Source organism: Streptomyces olindensis (assembly GCF_040645895.1).
GTDB lineage: Bacteria > Actinomycetota > Actinomycetes > Streptomycetales > Streptomycetaceae > Streptomyces > Streptomyces olindensis.
The window spans coordinates 1-21,352 of the sequence record NZ_JBEYZD010000028.1 but is presented as its reverse complement, the minus strand read 5'-3'; the positions used below and the strand labels follow the sequence as shown (position 1 = coordinate 21,352).

At 71.9% G+C, this 21,352-nt stretch carries 16 protein-coding genes; 12 read left to right on the top strand and 4 right to left on the bottom strand.

Annotated elements, in window-relative coordinates; all coding sequences use genetic code 11:
- Positions 1 to 196 precede the first annotated feature (196 nt).
- The 12 genes from ABZ948_RS19620 to ABZ948_RS19565 all read left to right on the top strand — a co-directional run bounded on the left by ABZ948_RS19620 (position 197) and on the right by ABZ948_RS19565 (position 12,051).
- Positions 197 to 1,258, top strand: coding sequence for a sugar ABC transporter substrate-binding protein (locus tag ABZ948_RS19620; RefSeq protein ID WP_359761164.1), 1,062 nt, complete (start codon positions 197 to 199; stop codon positions 1,256 to 1,258).
- A gap of 44 nt (positions 1,259 to 1,302) precedes the next feature.
- Positions 1,303 to 2,868 carry a sugar ABC transporter ATP-binding protein gene (locus ABZ948_RS19615; RefSeq protein ID WP_359761162.1) on the top strand — a complete coding sequence of 522 codons (1,566 nt, stop codon included), beginning with the start codon at positions 1,303 to 1,305 and terminating at the stop codon, positions 2,866 to 2,868.
- Positions 2,861 to 3,901, top strand: coding sequence for an ABC transporter permease (locus tag ABZ948_RS19610; protein WP_359761160.1), 1,041 nt, complete (start codon positions 2,861 to 2,863; stop codon positions 3,899 to 3,901). The genes ABZ948_RS19615 and ABZ948_RS19610 overlap by 8 nt, the downstream gene beginning before the upstream one ends.
- 94 nt (positions 3,902 to 3,995) lie before the next feature.
- The gene (locus ABZ948_RS19605; RefSeq protein WP_359761158.1) at positions 3,996 to 5,321 is read left to right on the top strand and encodes an L-fuconate dehydratase; all 1,326 of its coding nucleotides are present in this window, start codon (positions 3,996 to 3,998) and stop codon (positions 5,319 to 5,321) included.
- Positions 5,314 to 6,201 (top strand): amidohydrolase family protein, encoded by an 888-nt coding sequence (locus ABZ948_RS19600; protein WP_359761156.1) that lies wholly within the window; start codon positions 5,314 to 5,316, stop codon positions 6,199 to 6,201. The genes ABZ948_RS19605 and ABZ948_RS19600 overlap by 8 nt, the downstream gene beginning before the upstream one ends.
- A 15-nt stretch (positions 6,202 to 6,216) precedes the next feature.
- The gene (locus ABZ948_RS19595) at positions 6,217 to 6,654 is read left to right on the top strand and encodes an RbsD/FucU domain-containing protein (protein WP_359761154.1); all 438 of its coding nucleotides are present in this window, start codon (positions 6,217 to 6,219) and stop codon (positions 6,652 to 6,654) included.
- Positions 6,651 to 7,694 carry a zinc-dependent alcohol dehydrogenase gene (locus ABZ948_RS19590; RefSeq protein ID WP_359761152.1) on the top strand — a complete coding sequence of 348 codons (1,044 nt, stop codon included), beginning with the start codon at positions 6,651 to 6,653 and terminating at the stop codon, positions 7,692 to 7,694. The genes ABZ948_RS19595 and ABZ948_RS19590 overlap by 4 nt, the downstream gene beginning before the upstream one ends.
- Positions 7,691 to 8,449 carry an SDR family oxidoreductase gene (locus ABZ948_RS19585; RefSeq protein WP_359761150.1) on the top strand — a complete coding sequence of 253 codons (759 nt, stop codon included), beginning with the start codon at positions 7,691 to 7,693 and terminating at the stop codon, positions 8,447 to 8,449. The genes ABZ948_RS19590 and ABZ948_RS19585 overlap by 4 nt, the downstream gene beginning before the upstream one ends.
- Complete coding sequence (locus ABZ948_RS19580) at positions 8,446 to 9,087, top strand: bifunctional 4-hydroxy-2-oxoglutarate aldolase/2-dehydro-3-deoxy-phosphogluconate aldolase (protein WP_359761148.1); 642 nt, start codon at positions 8,446 to 8,448, stop codon at positions 9,085 to 9,087. The genes ABZ948_RS19585 and ABZ948_RS19580 overlap by 4 nt, the downstream gene beginning before the upstream one ends.
- Positions 9,084 to 10,121, top strand: coding sequence for a PfkB family carbohydrate kinase (locus ABZ948_RS19575; RefSeq protein WP_359761146.1), 1,038 nt, complete (start codon positions 9,084 to 9,086; stop codon positions 10,119 to 10,121). Before ABZ948_RS19580 ends, ABZ948_RS19575 begins: the two co-directional genes overlap by 4 nt.
- A gap of 34 nt (positions 10,122 to 10,155) precedes the next feature.
- Positions 10,156 to 11,181, top strand: coding sequence for an aldo/keto reductase (locus ABZ948_RS19570; protein ID WP_359761145.1), 1,026 nt, complete (start codon positions 10,156 to 10,158; stop codon positions 11,179 to 11,181).
- 168 nt (positions 11,182 to 11,349) lie between these two features.
- Positions 11,350 to 12,051, top strand: coding sequence for a FadR/GntR family transcriptional regulator (locus ABZ948_RS19565; RefSeq protein ID WP_359761143.1), 702 nt, complete (start codon positions 11,350 to 11,352; stop codon positions 12,049 to 12,051).
- Here ABZ948_RS19565 and ABZ948_RS19560 read toward each other — a convergent pair.
- The 4 genes from ABZ948_RS19560 to ABZ948_RS19545 all read right to left on the bottom strand — a co-directional run bounded on the left by ABZ948_RS19560 (position 12,048) and on the right by ABZ948_RS19545 (position 20,860).
- Positions 12,048 to 13,097, bottom strand: a complete 1,050-nt coding sequence (locus tag ABZ948_RS19560) for a type II toxin-antitoxin system prevent-host-death family antitoxin (RefSeq protein WP_359761141.1) — start codon at positions 13,095 to 13,097, stop codon at positions 12,048 to 12,050. The genes ABZ948_RS19565 and ABZ948_RS19560 overlap by 4 nt on opposite strands.
- 30 nt (positions 13,098 to 13,127) lie before the next feature.
- Entirely contained in the window at positions 13,128 to 13,796 is a 669-nt protein-coding gene (locus ABZ948_RS19555) for a class I SAM-dependent methyltransferase (RefSeq protein ID WP_359761140.1), read from the bottom strand.
- Positions 13,797 to 13,860: 64 nt separating this feature from the next.
- A complete protein-coding gene (locus tag ABZ948_RS19550) occupies positions 13,861 to 16,494 on the bottom strand; it encodes a SpoIIE family protein phosphatase (RefSeq protein ID WP_435857534.1) in 2,634 nt (877 codons plus the stop codon).
- 97 nt (positions 16,495 to 16,591) lie between these two features.
- Positions 16,592 to 20,860, bottom strand: a complete 4,269-nt coding sequence (locus ABZ948_RS19545; protein ID WP_359761138.1) for a hybrid sensor histidine kinase/response regulator — start codon at positions 20,858 to 20,860, stop codon at positions 16,592 to 16,594.
- Positions 20,861 to 21,352: the final 492 nt, after the last annotated feature.

Sequence of the window (21,352 nt, the reverse complement as noted above, 5' to 3'; positions counted from 1 at the left end):
GGGATGGATCTTCCTCTCCGACTGCGCGGCGGTCACCTTCTAGATCGCTTGACGTCCTTTACCAGCGACTTCAGGCGGACCTATAGACGGACCGACCGAATGCCCTCTATAAACATCCCATCTCTCCACGAGCGACACACGGATGTCGTGTCGGCGTGACAACTCCCGCTCCGGGACAAGCGCGAGGAACCCAACGATGAGACTCAGAACCGTGCTCTGCTCCACCGCCTCCGCCGTCAGCGCACTGGCGCTGCTCAGCGGCTGCGGCGGCGGCTCCACCGCCGCGTCGTCGAGCGACAAGCCGCTGGTCGGCGTCGACTACCCCCGCTCCGACACCGACTTCTGGAACTCGTACATCAAGTACACCCCCCAGTTCGCCAAGGAGCTGGGCCTGGACCTGAAGACCACCAACTCGCAGAACGACGTCGCCAAGCTGACGGCCAACGCGCAGACGTTCCTGAGCCAGGGCGTCAAGGGCGTCGCGATGGCCCCGCAGGACACCGCCGCCATCGCGCCCACCCTGGCGCAGCTGGAGGCGAAGAAGATCCCGGTCGTCACCGTGGACACGCGCCCCGACAGCGGCAAGGTCTACATGGTCGTCCGCGCCGACAACCGCGCCTACGGCGAGAAGGCCTGCCAGTACCTCGGCACCAAGCTGGGCGGCAAGGGCAAGGTCGTCATGCTCCAGGGCGACCTCGCCTCGATCAACGGCCGTGACCGGACCGAGGCGTTCAACGCGTGCATGAAGAAGAACTACCCGGGGATCAAGGTCTTCGGTGAGGCCACCAACTGGGACGGGGCCGTCGCCGCGCAGAAGCTGCAGACCGACCTGACCGCCCACCCCGACATCAAGGGCGTCTACATGCAGTCCAGCTTCGCCCTGTCCGGCACGCTCCAGGTCCTCAAGCAGCGCGGCCTGCTCGTCGACCCCAAGGACAAGAAGCACGTGTTCGTGGTCTCCAACGACGGCATCCCCGAGGAGCTCAAGAGCATCGCCGCGGGCAAGATCGACGCCACCGTCTCCCAGCCGGCCGACCTCTACGCCAAGTACGCCCTGTACTACCTGAAGGCCGCGATCGACGGGAAGACCTTCAAGCCCGGCAAGACCGACCACGACAGCACCATCATCCAGGTCCGTCCCGGCCTGCTGGAGGACCAGCTCTCCGCCCCGCTCGTCACCGCCGACGGCGGCACCTACGGCGGAGTTCCCAGCGTCAAGAGCGACGACCCGTCCCTGTGGGGCAACAACCTCGGCTGACATCCCCCGGCAGAGCGACAGCTGACGAGACCTAGGCGGTTGAGATGAAGGACGGGGAGCGAGCAACGACCCCCGTGCCCGCCCCGGCGGACCTTGGGCGGGCCTCCACGGGCCTGCCCATCGTCGAGGCGACGGGCATAGTCAAGCGATTCGGTCCGACGGTGGCCCTGAACGGCGCCCGGATCACCATCAGGCCCGGCGAGACCCACGCGCTCGTCGGACGCAACGGAGCGGGCAAGTCGACCCTGGTGTCCGTCCTCACCGGCCTGCAGTCCCCGGACGAGGGCACGGTCACCTTCGGCGGCGGCCCCGCGCCGCGGCTCGCGGACCGCGACGCCTGGCGGCGGCGCGTGGCCTGCGTCTACCAGAAGTCCACGATCATCCCCACGCTGACCGTCGCGGAGAACCTCTTCCTGAACCGGCACGACCACGGCCGAAGCCGGCTGATCAGCTGGCAGGGGGTGCGCCGCCGGGCGCGGGACCTGCTGGCGACCTGGTCGGTGGACGTCGATCCGCAGACCCCGGCCGGTGAACTCAGCGTGGAGCAGCGGCAGTTCGTGGAGATCGCCCGGGCGCTGTCCTTCGGGGCCCGGTTCATCATCCTCGACGAGCCGACCGCCCAGCTCGACGGGGCCGCCATCAACCGGCTCTTCGACCGGATCCGCGGTCTGCAACAGCAGGGTGTCACCTTCCTGTTCATCAGCCACCACCTCCAGGAGGTGTACGAGATCTGCGACATGGTCACGGTGTTCCGCGACGCCCGGCACATCGTGACCGCCCCGGTCGCCGGACTCCCCCGCACCGAGCTGGTCGCCGCCATGACCGGCGAGGCGGCGGCGGTCCGGCAGCAGGAGCGGCCCAGCAGCCTGGACCGCACCGCGACGCCCGCGCTGTCCGTGCGCGCCCTGGGCGGCGACGACGCCTTCGGCGACGTCACGTTCCAGGTGGGCGCCGGGGAGATCGTCGGACTCGCGGGGGCCACCGCCAGCGGCCGTACCGAGGTCGCCGAGACCGTCGTCGGCCTGCGGGCCCCGACGAACGGTGACATCGAGATCGCCGGGCGCAGGCCCCGGCCGGGCAGCGTGCCGGCCGCCCTCGCCGCCGGCGCCGGGTTCGTCCCGCAGGACCGGCACCACCAGGGCTTCGTGCCCGACATGTCGATCGCGGACAACGCCACGCTGTCCGTGCCGGGGCGTCTGGGCCAGGGCGGTTTCCTGAACCGCGGCCGGCGGGACCGGCTCGCCGAGGGCATGATCCGGAACCTGGCGATCAAGACACCGGGCCCGGAGCTGCCCGTCTCCGGGCTCTCCGGAGGCAACCAGCAGAAGGTCGTCATGGCCCGGGCCCTGGCCGACGACCCCCGGCTGCTGGTCCTGATCAACCCGACCGCGGGCGTGGACGTGCGGTCCAAGGAATTCCTCCTCGGCAAGGTCGAGGAGACCGCCCGGAGCGGCACCGGAGTGCTCATCGCCTCCGACGAGCTCGACGACCTGCGCATGTGCGACCGCGTCCTGGTGATGTTCCAGGGCCGTGTGACCAACGAGATCGCCCGGGGCTGGCACGACCACGACCTCGTCGCCGCGATGGAAGGAATGGACCTCAATGCCTGAAACCGTCGTCGCCGACGCGTCCGTCACCGCGGACGCGCCCCGCGCGAAGCGGACCGCGCTGCTCGGCGGCCGGATCCCGCTGGCCCGCCTGCGCGACCTCGCCCTCGTCCCGGCGATCGTGGCCATCGCCATCGTCGGCCAGATCGTCAACCCGGTCTTCCTGCAGGCCGACAACCTCGTCAACGTCCTGCAGACCATGTCCGAGATGGCGCTGCTGGTCCTCGCGCAGACGATGATCCTGATCGTCAAGAAGATGGACCTGTCCCTGGAGTCCACGATGGGGCTCGCGCCCGGCGTGGCCGCCTGGCTCGTGGTGCCGGCCGGAGCCGGACACGGGCTCGGGCTCCTGCCCGGTGGCCTGTCGATACCCGTGACCCTGGCCGTGGGGTTGCTGATCGGTGTCGTCAACTCCGTGCTGATCATCCGCTTCGGCCTCAACGGATTCATCGTCACGCTCGGCATGCTGATCGTGCTGCGGGGCATCCTCACCGGCATCTCCGGCGGCCAGACGTTCTTCCAGCTCCCGCCGTCGATGCTCTACCTGGGCACCGCGGAGTGGTTCGGGATCCCGGCGTCCATCTGGATCTGCCTGTCCCTGTTCGCCGTCGCGATCGTGGTCCTCGGCTGGACCAGCTTCGGTCGTTCGCTCTACGCCATCGGCGGCAACGTCGACGCGGCGAAGGCGGCCGGCATCCGCACCGACCGGGTGCTGTGGATCGTCATCGTCACGGGCAGCCTGCTCGCCGCCCTCGCGGGGCTGATGCTCTCCGGACGGCTGGCCTCGGTCGCCTCCGCGCAGGGCAACGGCTACATCTTCACCGTGTTCGCCGCGGCCGTCATCGGCGGCATCAGCCTCAACGGCGGCAAGGGCACCGTGTTCGGCGCCTTCAGCGGCATCCTGCTGCTCTTCATGATCCAGAACGTGCTCACCCTGGCCGGGGTCCCCGCCCAGTGGATCGGCGCCCTGAACGGCCTGATCATCCTGGTCGCCCTGACCATCTCCCGGATCACGGGCGGCAAGGTCCAGGAGTGAACCGGGCGGCCGTCGCCGCCGGACACCGACCACCGCACCATCCTTCCCGCCGCAGGGGGGCCGCGCCCCGCCTGCCCCCTCAGGAGTTGCTGCCATGTCCTCCGCCGTGCCCTCAACCGCCCGCATCGTCGCCCTGGACGTCCTGGACGTCCGCTTCCCCACCTCGGAGCATCTCGACGGCTCGGACGCGATGAACCCCGAGCCCGACTACTCGGCCGCCTACGTGGTCCTGCGCACCGACGCCGGCGACGGGCTGGAGGGCCACGCGCTGGCCTTCACCACCGGACGGGGCAACGACGCGCAGGCGGCCGCCATCGCCACCCTCGCCCCGCACGTCGTCGGACGGTCGGTCGAGGAGGTCTGCGGCGACCTCGGCGCCTTCTCCCGCTCCCTGGTCCACGATCCCCAACTGCGCTGGCTGGGGCCGGAGAAGGGCGCCATCCACATGGCCACCGGGGCCGTCGTCAACGCCGCCTGGGACCTCGCGGCCAAGCGCGCCGGCAAGCCCGTCTGGCGCTTCCTCGGCGAGATGTCCCCCGAGGAGCTCGTCGCGCAGGTGGACTTCCGCTGGCTCTCCGACGCGCTCACCCCCGAGGAGGCGCTGGAGATCCTGCGCCGCGCCGAGCCGGGCCGCGAGCGGCGCATCGGCCTGCTGGTCGACGGGGGGTACCCCGCCTACACGACCACCCCGGGCTGGCTCGGGTACTCCGACGAGAAGCTGGCCCGGCTGGCCCGCGAGGCGGTCGCCGACGGCTTCACCCAGATCAAGCTGAAGGTCGGGGCGGACCTGGAGGACGACATCCGGCGCATGCGCGTCGCCCGCGAGACGGTCGGCCCGGACATCCGCGTCGCGGTCGACGCCAACCAGAGATGGGACGTCCAGCCCGCGATCGACTGGATGCGCGAGCTGGCCCCCTACGACCCGTACTGGATCGAGGAGCCCACCTCCCCCGACGACATCCTCGGCCATGCCGCCGTCCGCAAGGCGCTCAGCCCGATCAAGGTCGCGACCGGCGAGCACATCGCCAACCGGGTCGTCTTCAAGCAGCTGTTGCAGGCGGGCGCGGTGGACATCGTGCAGATCGACTCCGCCCGGGTAGGCGGGGTCAACGAGAACATCGCGATCCTGCTGCTCGCCGCGAAGTTCGGCGTGCCGGTCTGCCCGCACGCCGGCGGAGTGGGCCTGTGCGAGATGGTGCAGCACCTGTCGATGTTCGACTACGTCGCCGTCTCGGGCACCACCGAGGACCGCGTCATCGAGTACGTCGACCATCTGCACGAGCACTTCGTCGACCCGGTGCGCATCGCCGACGGCCGTTACCTGGCACCGACGCTGCCCGGGCTGAGCGCGCAGATGCACCCGGAGTCGCTGAAGGAGTACTCCTACCCCGACGGCCCGGTCTGGTCCTCCCGTGTCTGAGTTCCTGCCGCTGGTCGATTCCCACCACCACGTGTGGGACCTGAGCCGTCGTGCGCAGCCCTGGCTGGACGAGCCCGGCCTCGAACCGATCCGCCGCACCTACGGGGTCGACGACCTGCGGAGGGAGGCGATCCGGCCGCTCGCGGGCCGGTGGCTGACGCGCACGGTGCTCGTCCAGTGCATCGCGTCCCTGCCGGAGACGGCGGAACTGCTCGTGCTCGCCGACCGGGATCCGCTGGTCGGCGCGGTCGTCGGCTGGGTGGATCTCGCCGCGGCCGATGCCGGGGACATGCTCGACGTGCTCCGCGCCGGCACCGGGGGCTCGCACCTGCGCGCCGTGCGGCACGTGGTGCAGGGGGAGCCCGATCCGGAGTGGCTGCAACAGCCGGTCGTCGAGCGGGGTCTGCGTGCCGTGCAGGAGCGGGGCCTCGGCTACGACGTGCTCATCCGCAGTCATCAGTTCCCGCAGGCCATCCGCCTCGCCCAGCGCTTCCCCGAACTTCCCTTGGTCCTGGACCACGCGGGGAAGCCGCCCCTCGGCCCGCACGCCCGCCGTGACACGCTGCCCGACTGGCAGCGGCGGGTGCGGGTGCTGGCCGGCTTCCCGCAGGTGCGGTGCAAGGTCTCCGGGCTGATCACCGAGGCCGACCACCGCGAGTGGACCATCGCCGACATCCGGCCGGTGTGGGACACCCTGCTGGCCGCCTTCGGCCCCCAGCGGCTCATGTTCGGCTCCGACTGGCCCGTCTGCGTCCTGGCCGGCGGCTGGGCCCGCTGGGCGGCCACCGTCGAGGAGCTGCTGCACGGTTTCTCCGCGCACGAGAAGCAGGCGCTGCTGTGCGACACGGCGGCCGGCTTCTACCGGCTGCACGAGACGTAGGGAAGAGGCCCATCCATGCTGCTGACCGAACTGCTCCACCCCGGCATCCTCGAAGCGCTCGCCGGAGCCGGGCACGGGGCCCGTGTGCTGCTCGCCGACGGCCACTACCCCGCGAGTACCGCCGTCGGGGAACGGGCGAGGATCGTCCACCTCAACCTCGCCCCCGGCGTGCTCGACGTCACCACCGTCCTCGACGTCCTGCTGCGGGCCCTGCCCGTCGAGACGGCCCACGTCATGGTGCCGCCCGAGACGGAGCCCGAACCGCCGGCCATCGCCGAGTACCGCTCCCGGCTGGCGCCCGTCCCCGTCAAGACACTCGGCCGCTTCGAGTTCTACGACGCCGCCCGCTCGCCCGACCTGGCTCTCGCCGTCGACACCGCCGACATCCGTACCTACGCCAACCTGCTGCTGACCATCGGCGTCCGCGCTGAAGGGACCCTGACTCCACGATGACTCTCGCCGTCCGCTACCTCGCCGCCCGAACCCTCGACACCGCACCCGCCGAAAGCGCCGAACCCGGTCCGGGCGAGGTGCAGGTGGCCCCCGCCTACGTCGGTATCTGCGGCACCGACCTGCACATCTTCCACGGCGACATGGACGCCCGTGTCTCGGCGCCCGCCGTGCTCGGGCACGAGATGTCCGGCCGCGTCGTCCGCGTCGGGCCGGGCGTGGAGGGCTGGCGCCCGGGGGACGCGGTCACCGTGATGCCGCTGCGCTGGGACGACACCTGCCCGGCCTGCCGGTCCGGTCACCGGCACATCTGCCAGCACCTGGACTTCATCGGCATCGACTCCCCCGGCGCCATGCAGCAGCGGTGGACCGTGCCCGCCTCCACCCTCATCCGCCTGCCCGCCTCGCTGCCCCTGGACCAGGCCGCGCTCGTCGAGCCCACCGCGGTCGCCGTGCACGACGTCGGCCGGGCCGGGGTCCGCCACGGCGAGAAGACCGTCGTGGTCGGCGGCGGCCCGGTCGGCATCCTCATCGCCCTCGTCGCCAGGGCCGCGGGCGCCGACGTCCGCGTGGTGGAACTCAGCGCGCACCGCCGCCTGCTCGCCGGGGAACTGGGCCTGACCACCTGGGACCCGGCCGCCGCCGACATCCCCTCGCTCGTCGGCGAGTGGACCGGCGACGCGGGCGCCGACGTCGCCTTCGAGGTGTCGGGTGCCGCCGCCGGTGTCGACACCGCCGTCGAGGTCCTCGGGGTGCGCGGGCGGCTGTGCCTGGTCGCCATCCACCCCAAGCCCCGCGAGATCAGCCTGCACCGCTTCTTCTGGCGCGAACTCACCCTCGTCGGGGCCCGGTTGTACGACCGTTCCGACTTCGAGAAGGCGGTCGCCCTGGTCGCCGACGGCACCGTCGCCGCCCACCGCCTCATCAGCAAGGTCGTCCCGCTCACCCAGGCACCGGCCGCCTTCGAAGCCCTGGAGGGCGGCGGTGACGTGATGAAGATCCTCGTCGACTGCACCACCGGCACCGAGGGAGCCGCCGCGTGAACGCCTTCGACCTCACCGGACGACTCGCCGTCGTCACCGGCGCCCGTCGTGGCATCGGCCGGGCCATGGCCCGCGGCCTCGCCGAGGCCGGCGCCGACGTCATCGGCGTCAGCGCGTCCCTCGAACCGGGCAGCGGCGTCGAGAAGGACGTCACCGCCGCGGGCCGCACGTTCGAGGCGATCCGCTGCGACTTCGCCGATCCCGAGGCCGTGCGGGCGCTCGGCGCGGACCTCGCCGGGCGTGAGCGCCCGGTGGACATCCTCGTCAACAACGCCGGCACCATCCGCCGCACACCTGCCGCCCAGCACTCCGACGCGGACTGGGAGCTGGTGCTCCAGGTCAACCTCAGCGCCCAGTTCGCGCTGACCCGCGCGGTCGGGGCGGGCATGGTCGCCCGGGGGCACGGCAAGGTCATTTTCACGGCGTCGCTGCTCAGCTACCAGGGCGGCATCACGGTCCCCGGCTATACGGCCGCCAAGCACGGCATCGCGGGCCTGACCAAGGCCCTGGCCAACGAGTGGGCCCCGCACGGCGTCAACGTCAACGCCATCGCCCCCGGCTACATCGCCACCGACAACACCCAGGCGCTCCAGGACGACCCGGCACGCAGCAAGGCCATCCTGGATCGGATCCCCGCCGGCCGCTGGGGCTGCGCCGACGATCTCGCCGGCGCGACGGTGTTCCTCGCCTCGAGCGCGGCCGACTACATCCACGGGACCACCCTCCCCGTCGACGGCGGATGGCTCGGCCGATGAGCGCGACGAGTGGCACCGACCTGACGGCCGTACTGGCGGGGGCGCGTCTCCTGCCCGTGCTGACCGTGCCGTCCGCCGCGACCGCCGGCCCCCTGGCCGACGCGCTCGCGGCGGGCGGCGCCCGGTGCGCCGAGGTCACCTTCCGCACGCCCGACGCCGAGCAGGCCCTCAAGGCGATGGCGGCGCACGGCGGTCTGACCGTCGGCGCCGGGACGGTCCGCACGGCGGAACAGGCGGAGCGGGCCGTGGCGGCCGGAGCCCGGTTCCTCGTCTCGCCCGGTTTCGACGCGGACGTCATCGACAGGGGACGGGAGTCGGGGGTGCCGGTCGTGCCCGGCATCGCGACCGCCACCGAGTTGATGCGGGCGCTCAAGGCCGGCCTCGACACGGTCAAGCTGTTCCCCGCCGAGCCGCTCGGTGGCATCCGCATGCTCCGGGCACTGGCGGCGCCCTTCCCCCAGGCGCGTTTCGTGCCCACCGGCGGCATCGGCCCTGACCTGTTGCCCCGCTACCTGTCCCACCCGGCGGTCCTCGCCGTGGGAGGCAGCTGGATGGCCACCGGCGCCCTCCTGGAACGCGGCGACTACGCGGAGATCCGCCGGCTGACCGCGACGGCCGTGGAAGGGAGCACGCCGTGACCGACGTGATCGCCCTGGGCGAGGTGATGCTGCGCTTCGACCCGGGTGAGGGCCGGATCCACACCGCCCGCTCCTTCCAGGTGTGGGAGGGGGGCGGCGAGTACAACGTGGTACGGAGTCTGCGCCGCTGTTTCGGCCTGCGCACCGCGGTCGTCACGGCCCTCGCCGACAACGCCGTCGGCCGGCTCGTCGAGGATCTGGTCCTGCAGGGCGGCGTCGACACGTCGCTGATCCGCTGGGTCCCCGGCGACGGCATCGGCCGCGGTGCCCGCAACGGACTCAACTTCGTGGAACGCGGCTACGGCGTCCGCGGCGCGCTCGGCGTCAGCGACCGGGCGAACACGGCCGTGTCGCAGCTGCGGAAGGCAGACGTCGACTGGGACGCCGTCTTCTCCGGCCCGGTGCGCTGGTTCCACACCGGTGGCGTCTTCGCCGGACTGTCGGACACCACCCTCGACGTGGCCGACGAGGCGATGGCCGCCGCCCGCCGCCATGGTGTGACCGTCTCCTACGACCCCAACTACCGGCCGAGCGTGTGGGCCGGCCGGGGCGGCGCCGACCGCGCCCGCGAGGCCGACCTGCGCCTCGCCCGGCACGCCGACGTCGTGGTGGGTGCCCTCGGCCTCGCCGGCAGCCATCCCGGGGCCTCCCGCCTCACGGCGGACGAGGTGCCCGACGCGCTCGCCGCGGTAGCCCGGCTGCTGCCCGGGGCGAGGGTGCTGGCCACCACGCTGCGCGAGGTGCCTTCCGCCGGCGTCAACGACTGGTCCGCGGCCGCCTGGTCACCCGAGACCGGTCTCGTCACCGGTCCCCGCATGCCCGGGCTGCACGTCCTGGACCGCATCGGCTCGGGCGACGGCTTCGCCGCGGGCCTGGTCTACGGCCTGCTCACCGGTGCGGACCTGGAACAGGCTCTCGCCTACGGCACCGCTCACGGCGCCCTCGTCATGACCACCCCGGGGGACGTCTCGATGGCCACCCTGGCCGAGGTGGAGGCGCTCGTCGCGGGCGGCTCGGCCCACGTCAGACGCTGACCGCACGCACCCCGTCACCCTCTAGGAGAACGTCTTGCGCCGCCGAACCATCCGCAACACCCGTGTCGAAGTCACCGAGCTCGGCTTCGGAGCCTCCGTGATCGGCAACCTCTACCGCGTCACCCCCGCCGAGGACGCCTCGGCCGCGGTCGACGCCGCCTGGGACGCCGGCATCCGCTACTTCGACACCGCACCCCATTACGGCCTCGGTCTGTCCGAGCGCCGGCTCGGCAGCGCGCTGCGCGAGAGGCCCCGCAGCGAGTACGTCGTCTCCTCCAAGGTGGGCCGCCTGCTCGTCCCCAACGAGAACCCTCGTGGTGTCGACGCCGAGGGCTTCGTCGTCCGCGACGACCTGCGCCGGCAGTGGGACTTCAGCCGCGACGGGGTGCTGCGCTCCATCGAGGCCACTCTGGAACGCACCGGCCTGGACCACCTGGACGTCGTCTACCTGCACGATCCCGACGACCACTGGCGACAGGCCGCCGACGAGGCCATGCCCGCCCTCGCCGCGCTCCGCGACCAGGGCGTCATCGGCGCCATCGGCGCCGGCATGAACCAGTCCGCCATGCTCGCCCGGTTCCTGCGCGAGACCGCCGCCGACGTCGTCATGCTCGCCGGCCGCTACACCCTGCTCGACCAGGGCGCCCTCGACGATGTCCTGCCCGCCGCGCGGGAGACCGGCAAGAGCGTCGTCGCCGTCGGCGTCTTCAACTCGGGCCTGCTCTCCCACGAGCGCCCCACCGCCGGCATGAAGTACGACTACCAGGACGCCCCGCCCGGCCTCGTGCGCCGTGCCCTGGCCATCGCGGAGATCTGCGAGGCCCACGGCACGAGCCTCCCGGCCGCCGCCATCGCCTTCCCGTACACCCACCCCCACGTCGTGAACGTCACCCTGGGCATGCGCGATGCCGACCAGGTCACCCGCAACGCGCGGCTGCACCGCCACAGCGTCCCCGACGGTCTCTGGACGGACCTCCTCGACCTGGGGCTCATCAGGCCCGACGTTCCCATCGGCGGGGTTCCGCACGGTGCCGGCACCTCCGAGAGGAGCGCCCGGTGAATTTACAATCGTTTCTTCCCCTGCAAACATGGGATGTATATGATCTGGACGCGGCCGGGGATCTTCGACCAGCCGCCGCTATCATCGGCGTCACACTGAACGGCCCTTCCCCCCGGGACTCTGCGGAAGAGGCCCCGAAGAGCCGCGCGCTCACGGAGGGAGCTCAGGTTGTCCCTGACGGACAAGGCCATCGAGCAGATCCGTGAGCTCATCCGTTCGGGAGCGCTTCCCCCGGGCGCGAAACTGCCCCCGGAGCCGGAGTTGGCGGCGCAGCTGGGGCTCTCCCGCAACCTCGCCCGCGAGGCCGTCAAGGCCCTGGCGGTCGCACGGGTGCTCGAGGTTCGGCGCGGAGACGGCACGTACGTGACCAGTCTCCAGCCGAGTCTGCTCCTGGAGGGCCTCGGCGGCGCGGTGGAGCTCCTCCAGAGCGACAAGGGCGCCCTGCTGGACCTGATGGAGGTGCGACGGCTGCTCGAACCGCTCGCCACCGGGCTCGCCGCCGGCCGGATCACGGACGACCAACTGGGCGAAGTCGAGCGGCACTTGGACGCCATGCGCGAGGCCCGCGACGATGTCGAGCGACTCAACGCGCACGACGCCGCCTTCCATCGGGCGGTTGTCGCGGCCACCGGGAACGAGACCCTGCTCACCCTGCTCGAGGGTGTCTCAGGCCGCACCCTGCGCGCTCGCATCTGGCGCGGGCTGGTCGACGACCGGTCGTCCGAGAGGACGCTCGCGGAACACGAGGCGATCTTCGAGGCCCTGCGCACCCGTGATCCCGCCCTCAGCCAGGCGGCCGCCCTGCTGCACGTCAGCAACACCGAGCACTGGCTCCGCCGGCACCTGGGATCCCACGACCTTCAGGCCTAGCGCCGGGCGGGGCGGGCGCAGTGCACGTGGCCCGAGGTGAGGGCGTCCCGGGGCAGGGACAGGCCGAAGGCTCGTTCCAGTCCGGCGAAGAACAGCGCGATGCGGTCCGTCCAGTCGGTGTTCTCCTCCGCCCGGCGGATGTGCGGGTTGAGGAAGCCCAGCGGCGCGTTGGGGGCGAACGGTGTCTCGCCGGGGGTGTACCAGATGAGCTCGTACATGTCCCGCCGTGTGTCGGCGCTGTTCTCGAGCGGGAAGGGGTTCTGATACACCCCGTCCACGCTGTACCGGAAGTCGTAGATGCCCTTGGCCATGGTCGCGGTCAGGGTGATCTGCTGTAGGGGAGGCGGGTCGAGGCGGCGGGAGAAGGCGTGGTCGATGTCATGGTAGCCCAGCCACGTCCACTCGCCGCCCTCGCCGAAGGCGAGGACACGGAGGAGGTCGTCGGTGCCGTCCCGTTCGTCCCGCTCCCGCACCTGGTGCAGCAGCAGCCCGTCGGTGATGTCCTGGGCGTCCGCCCCGTAGGCGAGGGCGACCTCTTCGGGGGACGGGCCCTTGATGAATTCGAGCACCGTGAAGGGCTCTTGTTCTCTCCAGTCGCGGACGATCCAGGCGATCCCGTCGCCGACCGGGGGCTGCCGGGCGAGGAACTCCTCGAACGCGGCGGCCTGTTTCGGGTCCATGTGCCCCTGGCGGCCGGTGCGCGCGTTGCCCTCCAGCCACTCCAGCTCGTCGACGGACAGCAGCTCGGCCACGGTCACACGGTCCCGGGTGAACGTCATCCGCACCCCACCGGTGTGCGCGTACCGCACGTACGGGCCCTGCCGCTCCGGCCAGTCCGGGCGCTCCCGCACGGTTCCCGGCCGGGGCCTGGGACCGCCGTAGACGCGCTGCGCGAAGTGCTCCAGCTCGGCCACCTCGGCCGCGGGAAGAAGCACACCCACCGGCTCACCGCCGTCGGTGACACCGACCCGCTCACCGGCCTCCTCGACACGACCGATCAGAGGCCCGAAGTCCCCTAAGAATTCGCTCAGTTCAACGTTGTTCATGATGTCGGACACTACCGGGCACGATGGCGCTCATCGGTCCTCGGATGACGGAGTCCCGCCTCGGCGGAGTACGTCATAGCCCACGAACTCGAAGAGCCGGGTGCCCGTGTGCAGGGGTTCGGGTGTGCCTGTGAAGCGGTGGACGCCGACTCCGTAGCCGGCGTCCGGTTCCGAGAGCCACTGCTGTTCGAAGCCGTGCTCGCCGAACCAGTCACAGATCGCTGGCACTCGGTCGGGGGCGGCGCGGTGGCGGGTCCAGATGACCGTGCCGCCGGTCCCGCACAACTGGTTGCAGGCGCTGACGGTGTGCTCGATGTCGCTGTCGGTGATGTTGCCGAAGACGCCGCAGATCAGGACGAGGTCCGCAGGGATCATGTCCCGGTACTGATCGATGAGGGAGGCGTCGCCGGTCACCACCTCGACCTGGTCCAGCCCGGCCAGGCGGGCCGTCTCCGCGGCCGCGGCGGTGTTGCGGGGATCCAACTCGACCAGCCGCGCCCGCACGTCACGGCGGCGCGGATGGTCGCGCAGGACGTGGAGGAGGTCGCGACCGTCCCCGGCGCACAGGCTGACCACCCTCAACGGCCCGGCCGGGGCGTGGTCGAGGGCGATCCGGATCCGCCCCTGGACGGTCAGCAGCCGCCGCGCCATCCAGGAGTCCGTTGCGTCGTACCTGTCGTGCCAGGCGTTCCAGTCCATTGCCGCAACCTACGGCTTCTCAGGGCCATGAGCGACCCGAAAAGTGAGCCGTACCCGTGCCGCGTCAGCCGACCCGGATGCCGACGATGCACGTGTCGTCGTCCGTGTCCGACTTGCTGTAGGTCAGCAGGCGGTCCAACTGCTGGTCGAGGGTACTCGGTGCCGTACGGGCGGTGGTCAGCAGATGGGTCAGGGACTCCTCCACGGGCCGGTCCCGGCGTTCGACCAGGCCGTCCGTGTACATCAACAGGGTGTCCCCGGCGGCCAGTTGGATCTCCGCCTCCTCGTAGGCTGCCTCCGGCACCGCACCCAGCAGCAGCCCCCTCACCAGAGGCAGCGGGGCCGCCTCGCTGCCCCGGACGAGCACGGGCGGCAGATGGCCGGCCCTGGCCCAGCGCATCGTCCGCCGGACCGGGTCGTACAGACCGCACACCGCCGTCGCGGTGACGGAGCCCGTCAGGTGGTGCGCCACGATGTTGAGCCACGACAGCAACTGTCCCGGCCCGGCGCCGGTCACCGCCAGACCGCGCAGCGCGTTCCGCAGAACGACCATGCTGGTGGCGGCCTCGATGCCGTGGCCGGCGACGTCCCCCACGCACAGCAGCACGAACCCGGACGGCAGCACGACGGCGTCGTACCAGTCACCGCCCACCAGTTGCTCGGTCTCCGCCGGCCGGTAGCGGACGGCCACCTGGAGGCCGGTCACCTGCAACGGCGCCTGGGTGGGGGGCATGATGGCGTGCTGCAACTGCAGGGTCAGCCGGTTGCGTTCATGTGCCTGCTGCTCGGTGTGCGCCAGCTGGTCGCGGGTGGCGGCGAGGGCCACCTCGGTCCAGTGCTGCGCCGAGATGTCCTGGCAGGCGCCGCGGACCAGGAGCAGCCGGCCGTCGGTGTCGAGCACCGGTTCGGCGACGATCCTGATGTGGCGGGTCACCCCGTCGGGCCGTTGCAGCCGGAAGGCCGCGGCCGCCGGCCGCCGGTGGTGCAGCAGCGTGCGCAGGAAACGCCGGATGGAGACGCCGTCGTCCGGGTGGGCATGGGACGGCAGCTCCTCCAGGGGTACCGGGGTGCTCGACTGCGGGCGCCCGTAGAGGTCGAACAGCTGTCCGTTCCAGGTGATCTCACCCGTCAGCACGTTCTCCTCGAAGCCGCCGATGCGGCCGAGGCGCTGGGCGTGCTGGAGCAGGCTCGCCAGCCGCGCCGTCTCGTCCTCGATGCGCCAGATCAGCAGGACGGCGGTGCCGTGCCGGCTGATGCTGATGTCCGCGACCGCCGAGAGGGGGACCTGGTCGACGAGGGCGGTGAGGTTCATCCGGCGGGCCCGGAAGGGCTCACCGGTGGCGTAGACCCGCTCGACGCGCTGGAACAGCTCGCTGTCCCCGGCGGCCATCGGGTACGCCTCCAGCAGCAGCGCGCCGCTGACGACCGCTCGCGGCCGGCCGGCCGGATCCAGGAAGCGGCCGTTCACGTGCTGGATGCGGAAGTCGGCCAGGTGCCCGTCGCCGTCCAGGTGGGGCACCAGGACCAGGGCGGGGTCGTGCAGGCCGTCGGCCAGGTCCATCAGCTCCGCGGCGTCCGGCAGGACGCGCGGCTCCTGGGCCCCCGCCTGCGGCGGCGTGTACGTCTCCAGCGTGTGCGCGCACAGCTCGGCCAGGGCCTCCACCTGGCGGACGACCTGCGGCGGCTGCGGTGTCAGGGGCGCCGGCCAGGCGATCTCCAGCACGCCGTGGATGCGCCCTCCGGTGCCGGCGGGCAGAGCGACCCTGCCCCCGTCCGGATGGTAGTGCAGGCCGATGCTGGGCAGTCCGGTCTCCCCGAGAGAGGTGATCCACTGGCCCTCGCGCTCGATGAGGCCCCGGCGCGCCACGGTCACCACGTCCGGCGGGACGTAGCGCCAGCGCGTGGCCTCCGCCGGTGAGAAGCCCGCGCTGCCCGCCAGGGTGAGCGAACCGTCGGAACCCGCGGCCCAGACGGCCACGGCGACCGCGCCGAGGGGGCGCAGCGCCTGCTCCAGCAGGGCGTCGGCGACGGCCTGGGTGTCGTCCGCGGCCAGCACGCCGCTCTCCGCCGCGCGCAGGCGTACGGCGGCCGAGTCGGCCTCCGCGCCGTCGGCGGCCTTCGTTGCGGCGAGGAACGCGTCCGTCACCTCGGACATGCGGTCGCGCGCGGCCTGGTTGATGACGTCGACGGCGAGTTCCAGGGGGGTGACCCGGGCCTGCTCGGCCAGCTCGGCGAGCTGCCGGGCGGCCTGGACGGGCCCGCACTTCAGCCGTTCGACCAGGACGCCCTTGGCGAGTTCGATCAGGGCCCGCCCCTCGGCCTCGGCCTGGGCGGCCCGCACCTCCCGGCTGAGCCGTTCGACGGTGGCCGCCAGCCGGCCCACCGGGGAGGCGGGCGAGACACCACCGACTTCCTCGAACGCACCGCCGGCTTCGGCGGACGCACCACCGACTTCCGCGAGTGGCCCGTCGGCTTCCGCGCGTGGCCCGTCGGGAGACGAGAACGGCGGTCCGTCGGGAGACGCGAACGGCCCGTCATGGGACGCGAACGGCCCGTCGGAGAGCGCCCGCTGTGCTTCGGGAGTGGCCGAAGGCCCGTCGGACGTCACCGACGGGAAGGCGGACGCCGGACCGGCGGCGGAGTCGCGCTGCGGCTCACCGCCCTGATCCGGTTCGCGCGGCTGCTCGGACATGCTCACGGTGTGGATGCTCCTCGGCTGGAGCGCCCTGGGGCGCGGAACGACGGGCGCTGCGGGGCGCCCGGCCCGCACAGGTGCGGGGCGGGCGCCGGTGTCCTCATGCGGGCAGCCAGCGCCGGACGCAGGCGATGAGGTCGCGGGTGTCCACGGGCTTGGTGACGTAGTCGCTGGCGCCCGAGGCGAGGCTCTTCTCCCGGTCGCCGGGCATCGCCTTCGCCGTGACGGCGATGATGGGCAGCTCGGCGTACTGCGGCATCCTGCGGATCTCGGCCGTCGCGGTGTAGCCGTCCATCTCCGGCATCATCACGTCCATCAGCACGAGCGCGACGTCCGGGTTGTTCACCAGTGCCTCGATGCCTCTGCGCCCGTTCTCGGCGTGCAGCACCCGGAAGCCGTGCAGTTCCAGGATCCCGCTCAACGCGAAGAGGTTCCGGGCGTCGTCGTCGACGACGAGGACGGTGCGGCCTGCCGAAGCCTCGTCGAGGAGGTCCGGCGCCGGATGCTGCGGTTCCTCGGGCCGGACCAGGGAGAGCACGTCCCCGGGCTCCTCGGCGGACAGGTGCAGGGCGATGCGCTCGCGCAGTTCGTCGAGGCTGGAGAGGAACTCCAGCGCCCCGCCCGCCGAGCGGGACCGCAGCGTCTCGTCCAGGGAGACGTCCACGGAGTGGCTGCTGTGCACCAGGACCGGGACGCTCGCCAGTGCCGGGTCGCCCTCCAGGGCCTGGAGGAAACGGGACGCCTCGGCGTCGCGCATGCCCAGTTCCAGGACGACGCAGTGGCACGGTTCGGCCGCGAGGGCACCGGCCGCCTCCTGCGCCCCCACGGCGGTGATGATGTCGACGGCGGGCCGCTGTCCGCCGTCGGCGCGGCCGTGCGTCAGGTCGGCGACGACGCTCTCCGCGACGAGGGTCAGCAGGCCGCGGGGCCGCTCCTCCACGACGAGCAGGCGCCTGGGGCGCGGTCCGGGCCCGGTCTGGTGGACCGGCACCGGACGGGACGATCCCCCGGGCAGCTCGGCCGCGGCCCGCTCCGGGATGCCGCGGTGACCGAGCACCTCCTCGAAGTCGGGGCGGGCCACGGGCAGGAACAGCGTGAACGTGCTGCCCTGCCCGGGCGTGCTGTGCACCGACACGGCGCCGCCGAGCAGCTGGGCGATCTCCCGGGTGATGGACAGGCCCAGGCCGGTGCCGCCGTACTTGCGGCTCGTCGTGCCGTCCGCCTGCTGGAAGGCGCCGAAGATCGTCTCCAGGTTCTGCTCCGGGATGCCGATGCCGGTGTCCTTCACCCGGAAGGCCACCACGGCCCCGCCACGGATCACGCCGTCGGGCACCTCGTCGTCCGCCGCGGGCTCGATGCTCAGCTCCACGCCGCCCTGCTCGGTGAACTTGACGGCGTTCGACAGGAGGTTGCGCAGCACCTGGCGGAGCCGGGAGTCGTCCGTGAGGAGGTCGGCGGGCGCGCCGGGAGCGGTCGTCACCGTGAACTCCAGGCTCTTCTGCGTCGTCATCGGCCGGAACGTGGCCTCGACGTACTCGATGAGCTGGCGCAGTGTCACCCGCTCGGGCGTGACGTCCATCTTGCCGGCCTCGACCTTGGAGAGGTCCAGGATGTCGTTGATCAACTGGAGCAGGTCCGAGCCGGCGGAGTGGATGATCTGCGCGTACTCGACCTGCTTGGGGGTGAGGTTGCGGGACGGGTTCTGCGCCAGCAGCTGGGCCAGGATGAGCAGGCTGTTGAGCGGGGTGCGCAGTTCGTGGCTCATGTTGGCCAGGAACTCCGACTTGTACTTGGAGGCCAGCGACAGCTGCTGGGCGCGGGTCTCCAGTTCCTGCCGGGCCTGCTCGATCTGCAGGTTCTTCGCCTCGATGTCCCGGTTCTGCGCCGCGAGCAGGGATGCCTTGTCCTCCAGTTCCGCGTTGGAGCGCTGGAGTTCCTCCTGCTGCACCTGCAACTCGGTGGAGCGGGCCTGGAGTTCGGCCGTGAGGCGCTGTGACTCGACGAGCAGCTCGTCGGTGCGGGCGTTGGCGACGATGGTGTTGAGGTTGACGCCGAGGGTCTCCATCAGCTGCTCGAGGAAGTCCCGGTGGATCTGCTTGAAGGGGGTGACCGAGGCCAGCTCGATGACGCCGAGGACCTGGCCCTCGACGACGATGGGCAGCAGCACCAGGGCGGTGGGCACGACCTGGCCGAGGCCCGAGGAGATGGTGACGTAGCCGGGCGGCAGCTCGTCGACGGCGATGGTGCGGCGGCTGCGCGCGGCCTGGCCGACCAGGGTGCGGCCGAAGGCGATGCGGGTGGGGCGGCCGCTGTCCTCGGGGTAGCCGTAGGAGCCGACGAGCCGCAGTTCGGGTCCGTCGACGCCGTCCTCGGCGAGGTAGAAGGCGCCGTATTGGGCGGACACCAGCGGGACCAGCTCGTCCATGATCAGCTCGGCGACGACGGGCAGGTCGCGGTGGCCCTGCATCAGGCCGGAGATCCGGGCGAGGTTGGTCTTGAGCCAGTCCTGCTCCTGGTTGGCGCGGGTCGTCTCACGCAGGGACTCCACCATCGAGTTGATGTTGTCCTTGAGCTCGGCGACCTCGCCGGAGGCCTCCACGTTGATCGAGCGGGTCAGATCGCCCTCGGCGACGGCGCTGGTGACCTCGGCGATGGCCCGCACCTGCCGGGTCAGGTTGCCCGCCAGCTCGTTGACGTTCTCCGTCAGACGCTTCCAGGTGCCCGAGACGCCCTCGACCTCGGCCTGGCCGCCGAGGCGCCCCTCGGTGCCGACCTCGCGGGCCACGCGGGTGACCTCGTCGGCGAAGGCGGAGAGCTGGTCGACCATGGTGTTGATGGTCGTCTTGAGTTCGAGGATCTCGCCGCGGGCGTCCACGTCGATCTTCTTCGACAGGTCGCCCCTGGCCACCGCGGTCGTCACCAGCGCGATGTTGCGCACCTGGCCGGTGAGGTTGTTGGCCATGGAGTTGACGTTGTCGGTGAGGTCCTTCCAGGTGCCGGCGACGTTCGGCACGTGCGCCTGGCCGCCGAGGCGCCCTTCGGTGCCGACCTCGCGGGCCACGCGGGTGACCTCGTCGGCGAACGCGGACAGGGTGTCGACCATCGTGTTGATGACCTCGGCCAGCGCGGCGACCTCGCCCGCGGCCTCGACCGTGATCCGCTGCGACAGGTCGCCGCGCGCCACGGCGGTGGCGACCTGGGCGATGGAGCGGACCTGGCCCGTGAGGTTCGACGCCATCACGTTGACGTTGTCGGTGAGGTCCTTCCAGGTGCCGGACACGCCGCGCACCTGGGCCTGGCCGCCGAGGCGCCCCTCGGTGCCGACCTCGCGGGCCACCCGGGTCACCTCGTCGGCGAACGCGGACAACTGATCGACCATCGTGTTGATGGTGGACTTCAGCTCCAGGATCTCCCCGCGCGCGTCCACGGTGATCTTCTGCGACAGGTCGCCCTTGGCGACGGCGGTGGCGACCAGGGCGATGTTGCGGACCTGGCCGGTGAGGTTGCCCGCCATGAAGTTCACCGAGTCGGTGAGGTCGCGCCAGGTGCCCTTGACGCCCTTGACGTCGGCCTGGCCGCCGAGGCGTCCCTCCGTGCCGACCTCGCGGGCCACCCGGGTCACCTCGTCGGCGAACGCGGACAACTGATCGACCATCGTGTTGATCGTGGACTTCAGCTCCAGGATCTCCCCGCGCGCGTCCACGGTGATCTTCTGCGACAGGTCGCCCTCGGCCACCGCCGTGGTGACCTGGGCGATGGAGCGGACCTGGCTGGTCAGGTTGCCGGCCATGTGGTTCACGGAGTCGGTGAGGTCGCGCCAGACGCCGGCCACGCCCGGCACCTGGGCCTGGCCGCCGAGACGTCCCTCGCTGCCGACCTCGCGGGCCACCCGGGTCACCTCGTCGGCGAACGCGGACAGCTGGTCGACCATCGTGTTGACGGTCTCCTTCAGCTGGAGGATCTCGCCGCGGGCGGGTACGTCGATCTTCTGGGAGAGGTCGCCCTTGGCCACCGCCGTGGCCACCTGGGCGATGTCGCGGACCTGGGTGGTGAGGTTGCCCGCCATGGCGTTGACCGAGTCGGTCAGGTCGGCCCAGGTGCCCGAGACGCCCGGCACCTCCGCCTGTCCGCCGAGCGTGCCCTCGGTGCCGACCTCGCGGGCCACGCGGGTGACTTCGGAGGTGAACACGGACAGCTGGTCCACCATGCCGTTGAAGACCTTGGCGATGTCGCCCATGAGGCCGTCGGCGTCGTCCGGCAGACGGGTGCCGAAGTCCCCGTCCCGGACGGCCGTCAGGCCCGCCAGGAGCCGCCGCAACTCCTGATCGCCCGGCACCGCATCGACGACACCGGCGCTGTCGCTGGTCATGCGCACCCTCGTTCCGCTCCCCAGGAGTCCCCGCACGCCGAGGACTCGGAACTCCCCCGGGCCCGCTTGGTCGGCCCGGCTGTCGTGCCTGCATTTCCGTGGTCACGGATCTGCGCGACGTAGAAATACGCCGCAGGCTAACCCAGGTCTCGAGCCCGGAACAAAGCGTGGGCAGCGGTTCGGACGGGGCGGGCCTGCGGCGGGCGTGTCCGGCCGGAGAGCGGGGGCGCACGCCGATATTCACACCAGGGTGCACGCCCCGCGCGCGCCCCACGGCGCGGCGCGACGCCGGGGAGACGCCGGGGAGACGCGCCCCCGGTCCCGCCGCCGCCCTCGCGAAGGCGTACCCGCCGTCCGCCCCTGCGGGACCGCACGGCCCCGGCCGGGCCCCGGGCCGCACGCCGGGGTCGTCCGCGCCAGGCGTCGGCCAGTTCCAGGGCCGCCCGGACCACCAGCGTGGACTTGCCGGCGCCGGGCGGGGAGTCCACGACC

What these genes read in the sequence shown, in the direction of transcription:
- ABZ948_RS19545 (WP_359761138.1), bottom strand. Translation starts at nt 20,860, where the DNA reads ATGACCAGCGACAGCGCCGGTGTCGTCGATGCGGTGCCGGGCGATCAG.
- ABZ948_RS19605 (WP_359761158.1), top strand. Translation starts at nt 3,996, where the DNA reads ATGTCCTCCGCCGTGCCCTCAACCGCCCGCATCGTCGCCCTGGACGTC.
- ABZ948_RS19620 (WP_359761164.1), top strand. Translation starts at nt 197, where the DNA reads ATGAGACTCAGAACCGTGCTCTGCTCCACCGCCTCCGCCGTCAGCGCA.
- ABZ948_RS19560 (WP_359761141.1), bottom strand. Translation starts at nt 13,097, where the DNA reads ATGAACAACGTTGAACTGAGCGAATTCTTAGGGGACTTCGGGCCTCTG.
- ABZ948_RS19595 (WP_359761154.1), top strand. Translation starts at nt 6,217, where the DNA reads ATGCTGCTGACCGAACTGCTCCACCCCGGCATCCTCGAAGCGCTCGCC.
- ABZ948_RS19580 (WP_359761148.1), top strand. Translation starts at nt 8,446, where the DNA reads ATGAGCGCGACGAGTGGCACCGACCTGACGGCCGTACTGGCGGGGGCG.
- ABZ948_RS19610 (WP_359761160.1), top strand. Translation starts at nt 2,861, where the DNA reads ATGCCTGAAACCGTCGTCGCCGACGCGTCCGTCACCGCGGACGCGCCC.
- ABZ948_RS19590 (WP_359761152.1), top strand. Translation starts at nt 6,651, where the DNA reads ATGACTCTCGCCGTCCGCTACCTCGCCGCCCGAACCCTCGACACCGCA.
- ABZ948_RS19615 (WP_359761162.1), top strand. Translation starts at nt 1,303, where the DNA reads ATGAAGGACGGGGAGCGAGCAACGACCCCCGTGCCCGCCCCGGCGGAC.
- ABZ948_RS19555 (WP_359761140.1), bottom strand. Translation starts at nt 13,796, where the DNA reads ATGGACTGGAACGCCTGGCACGACAGGTACGACGCAACGGACTCCTGG.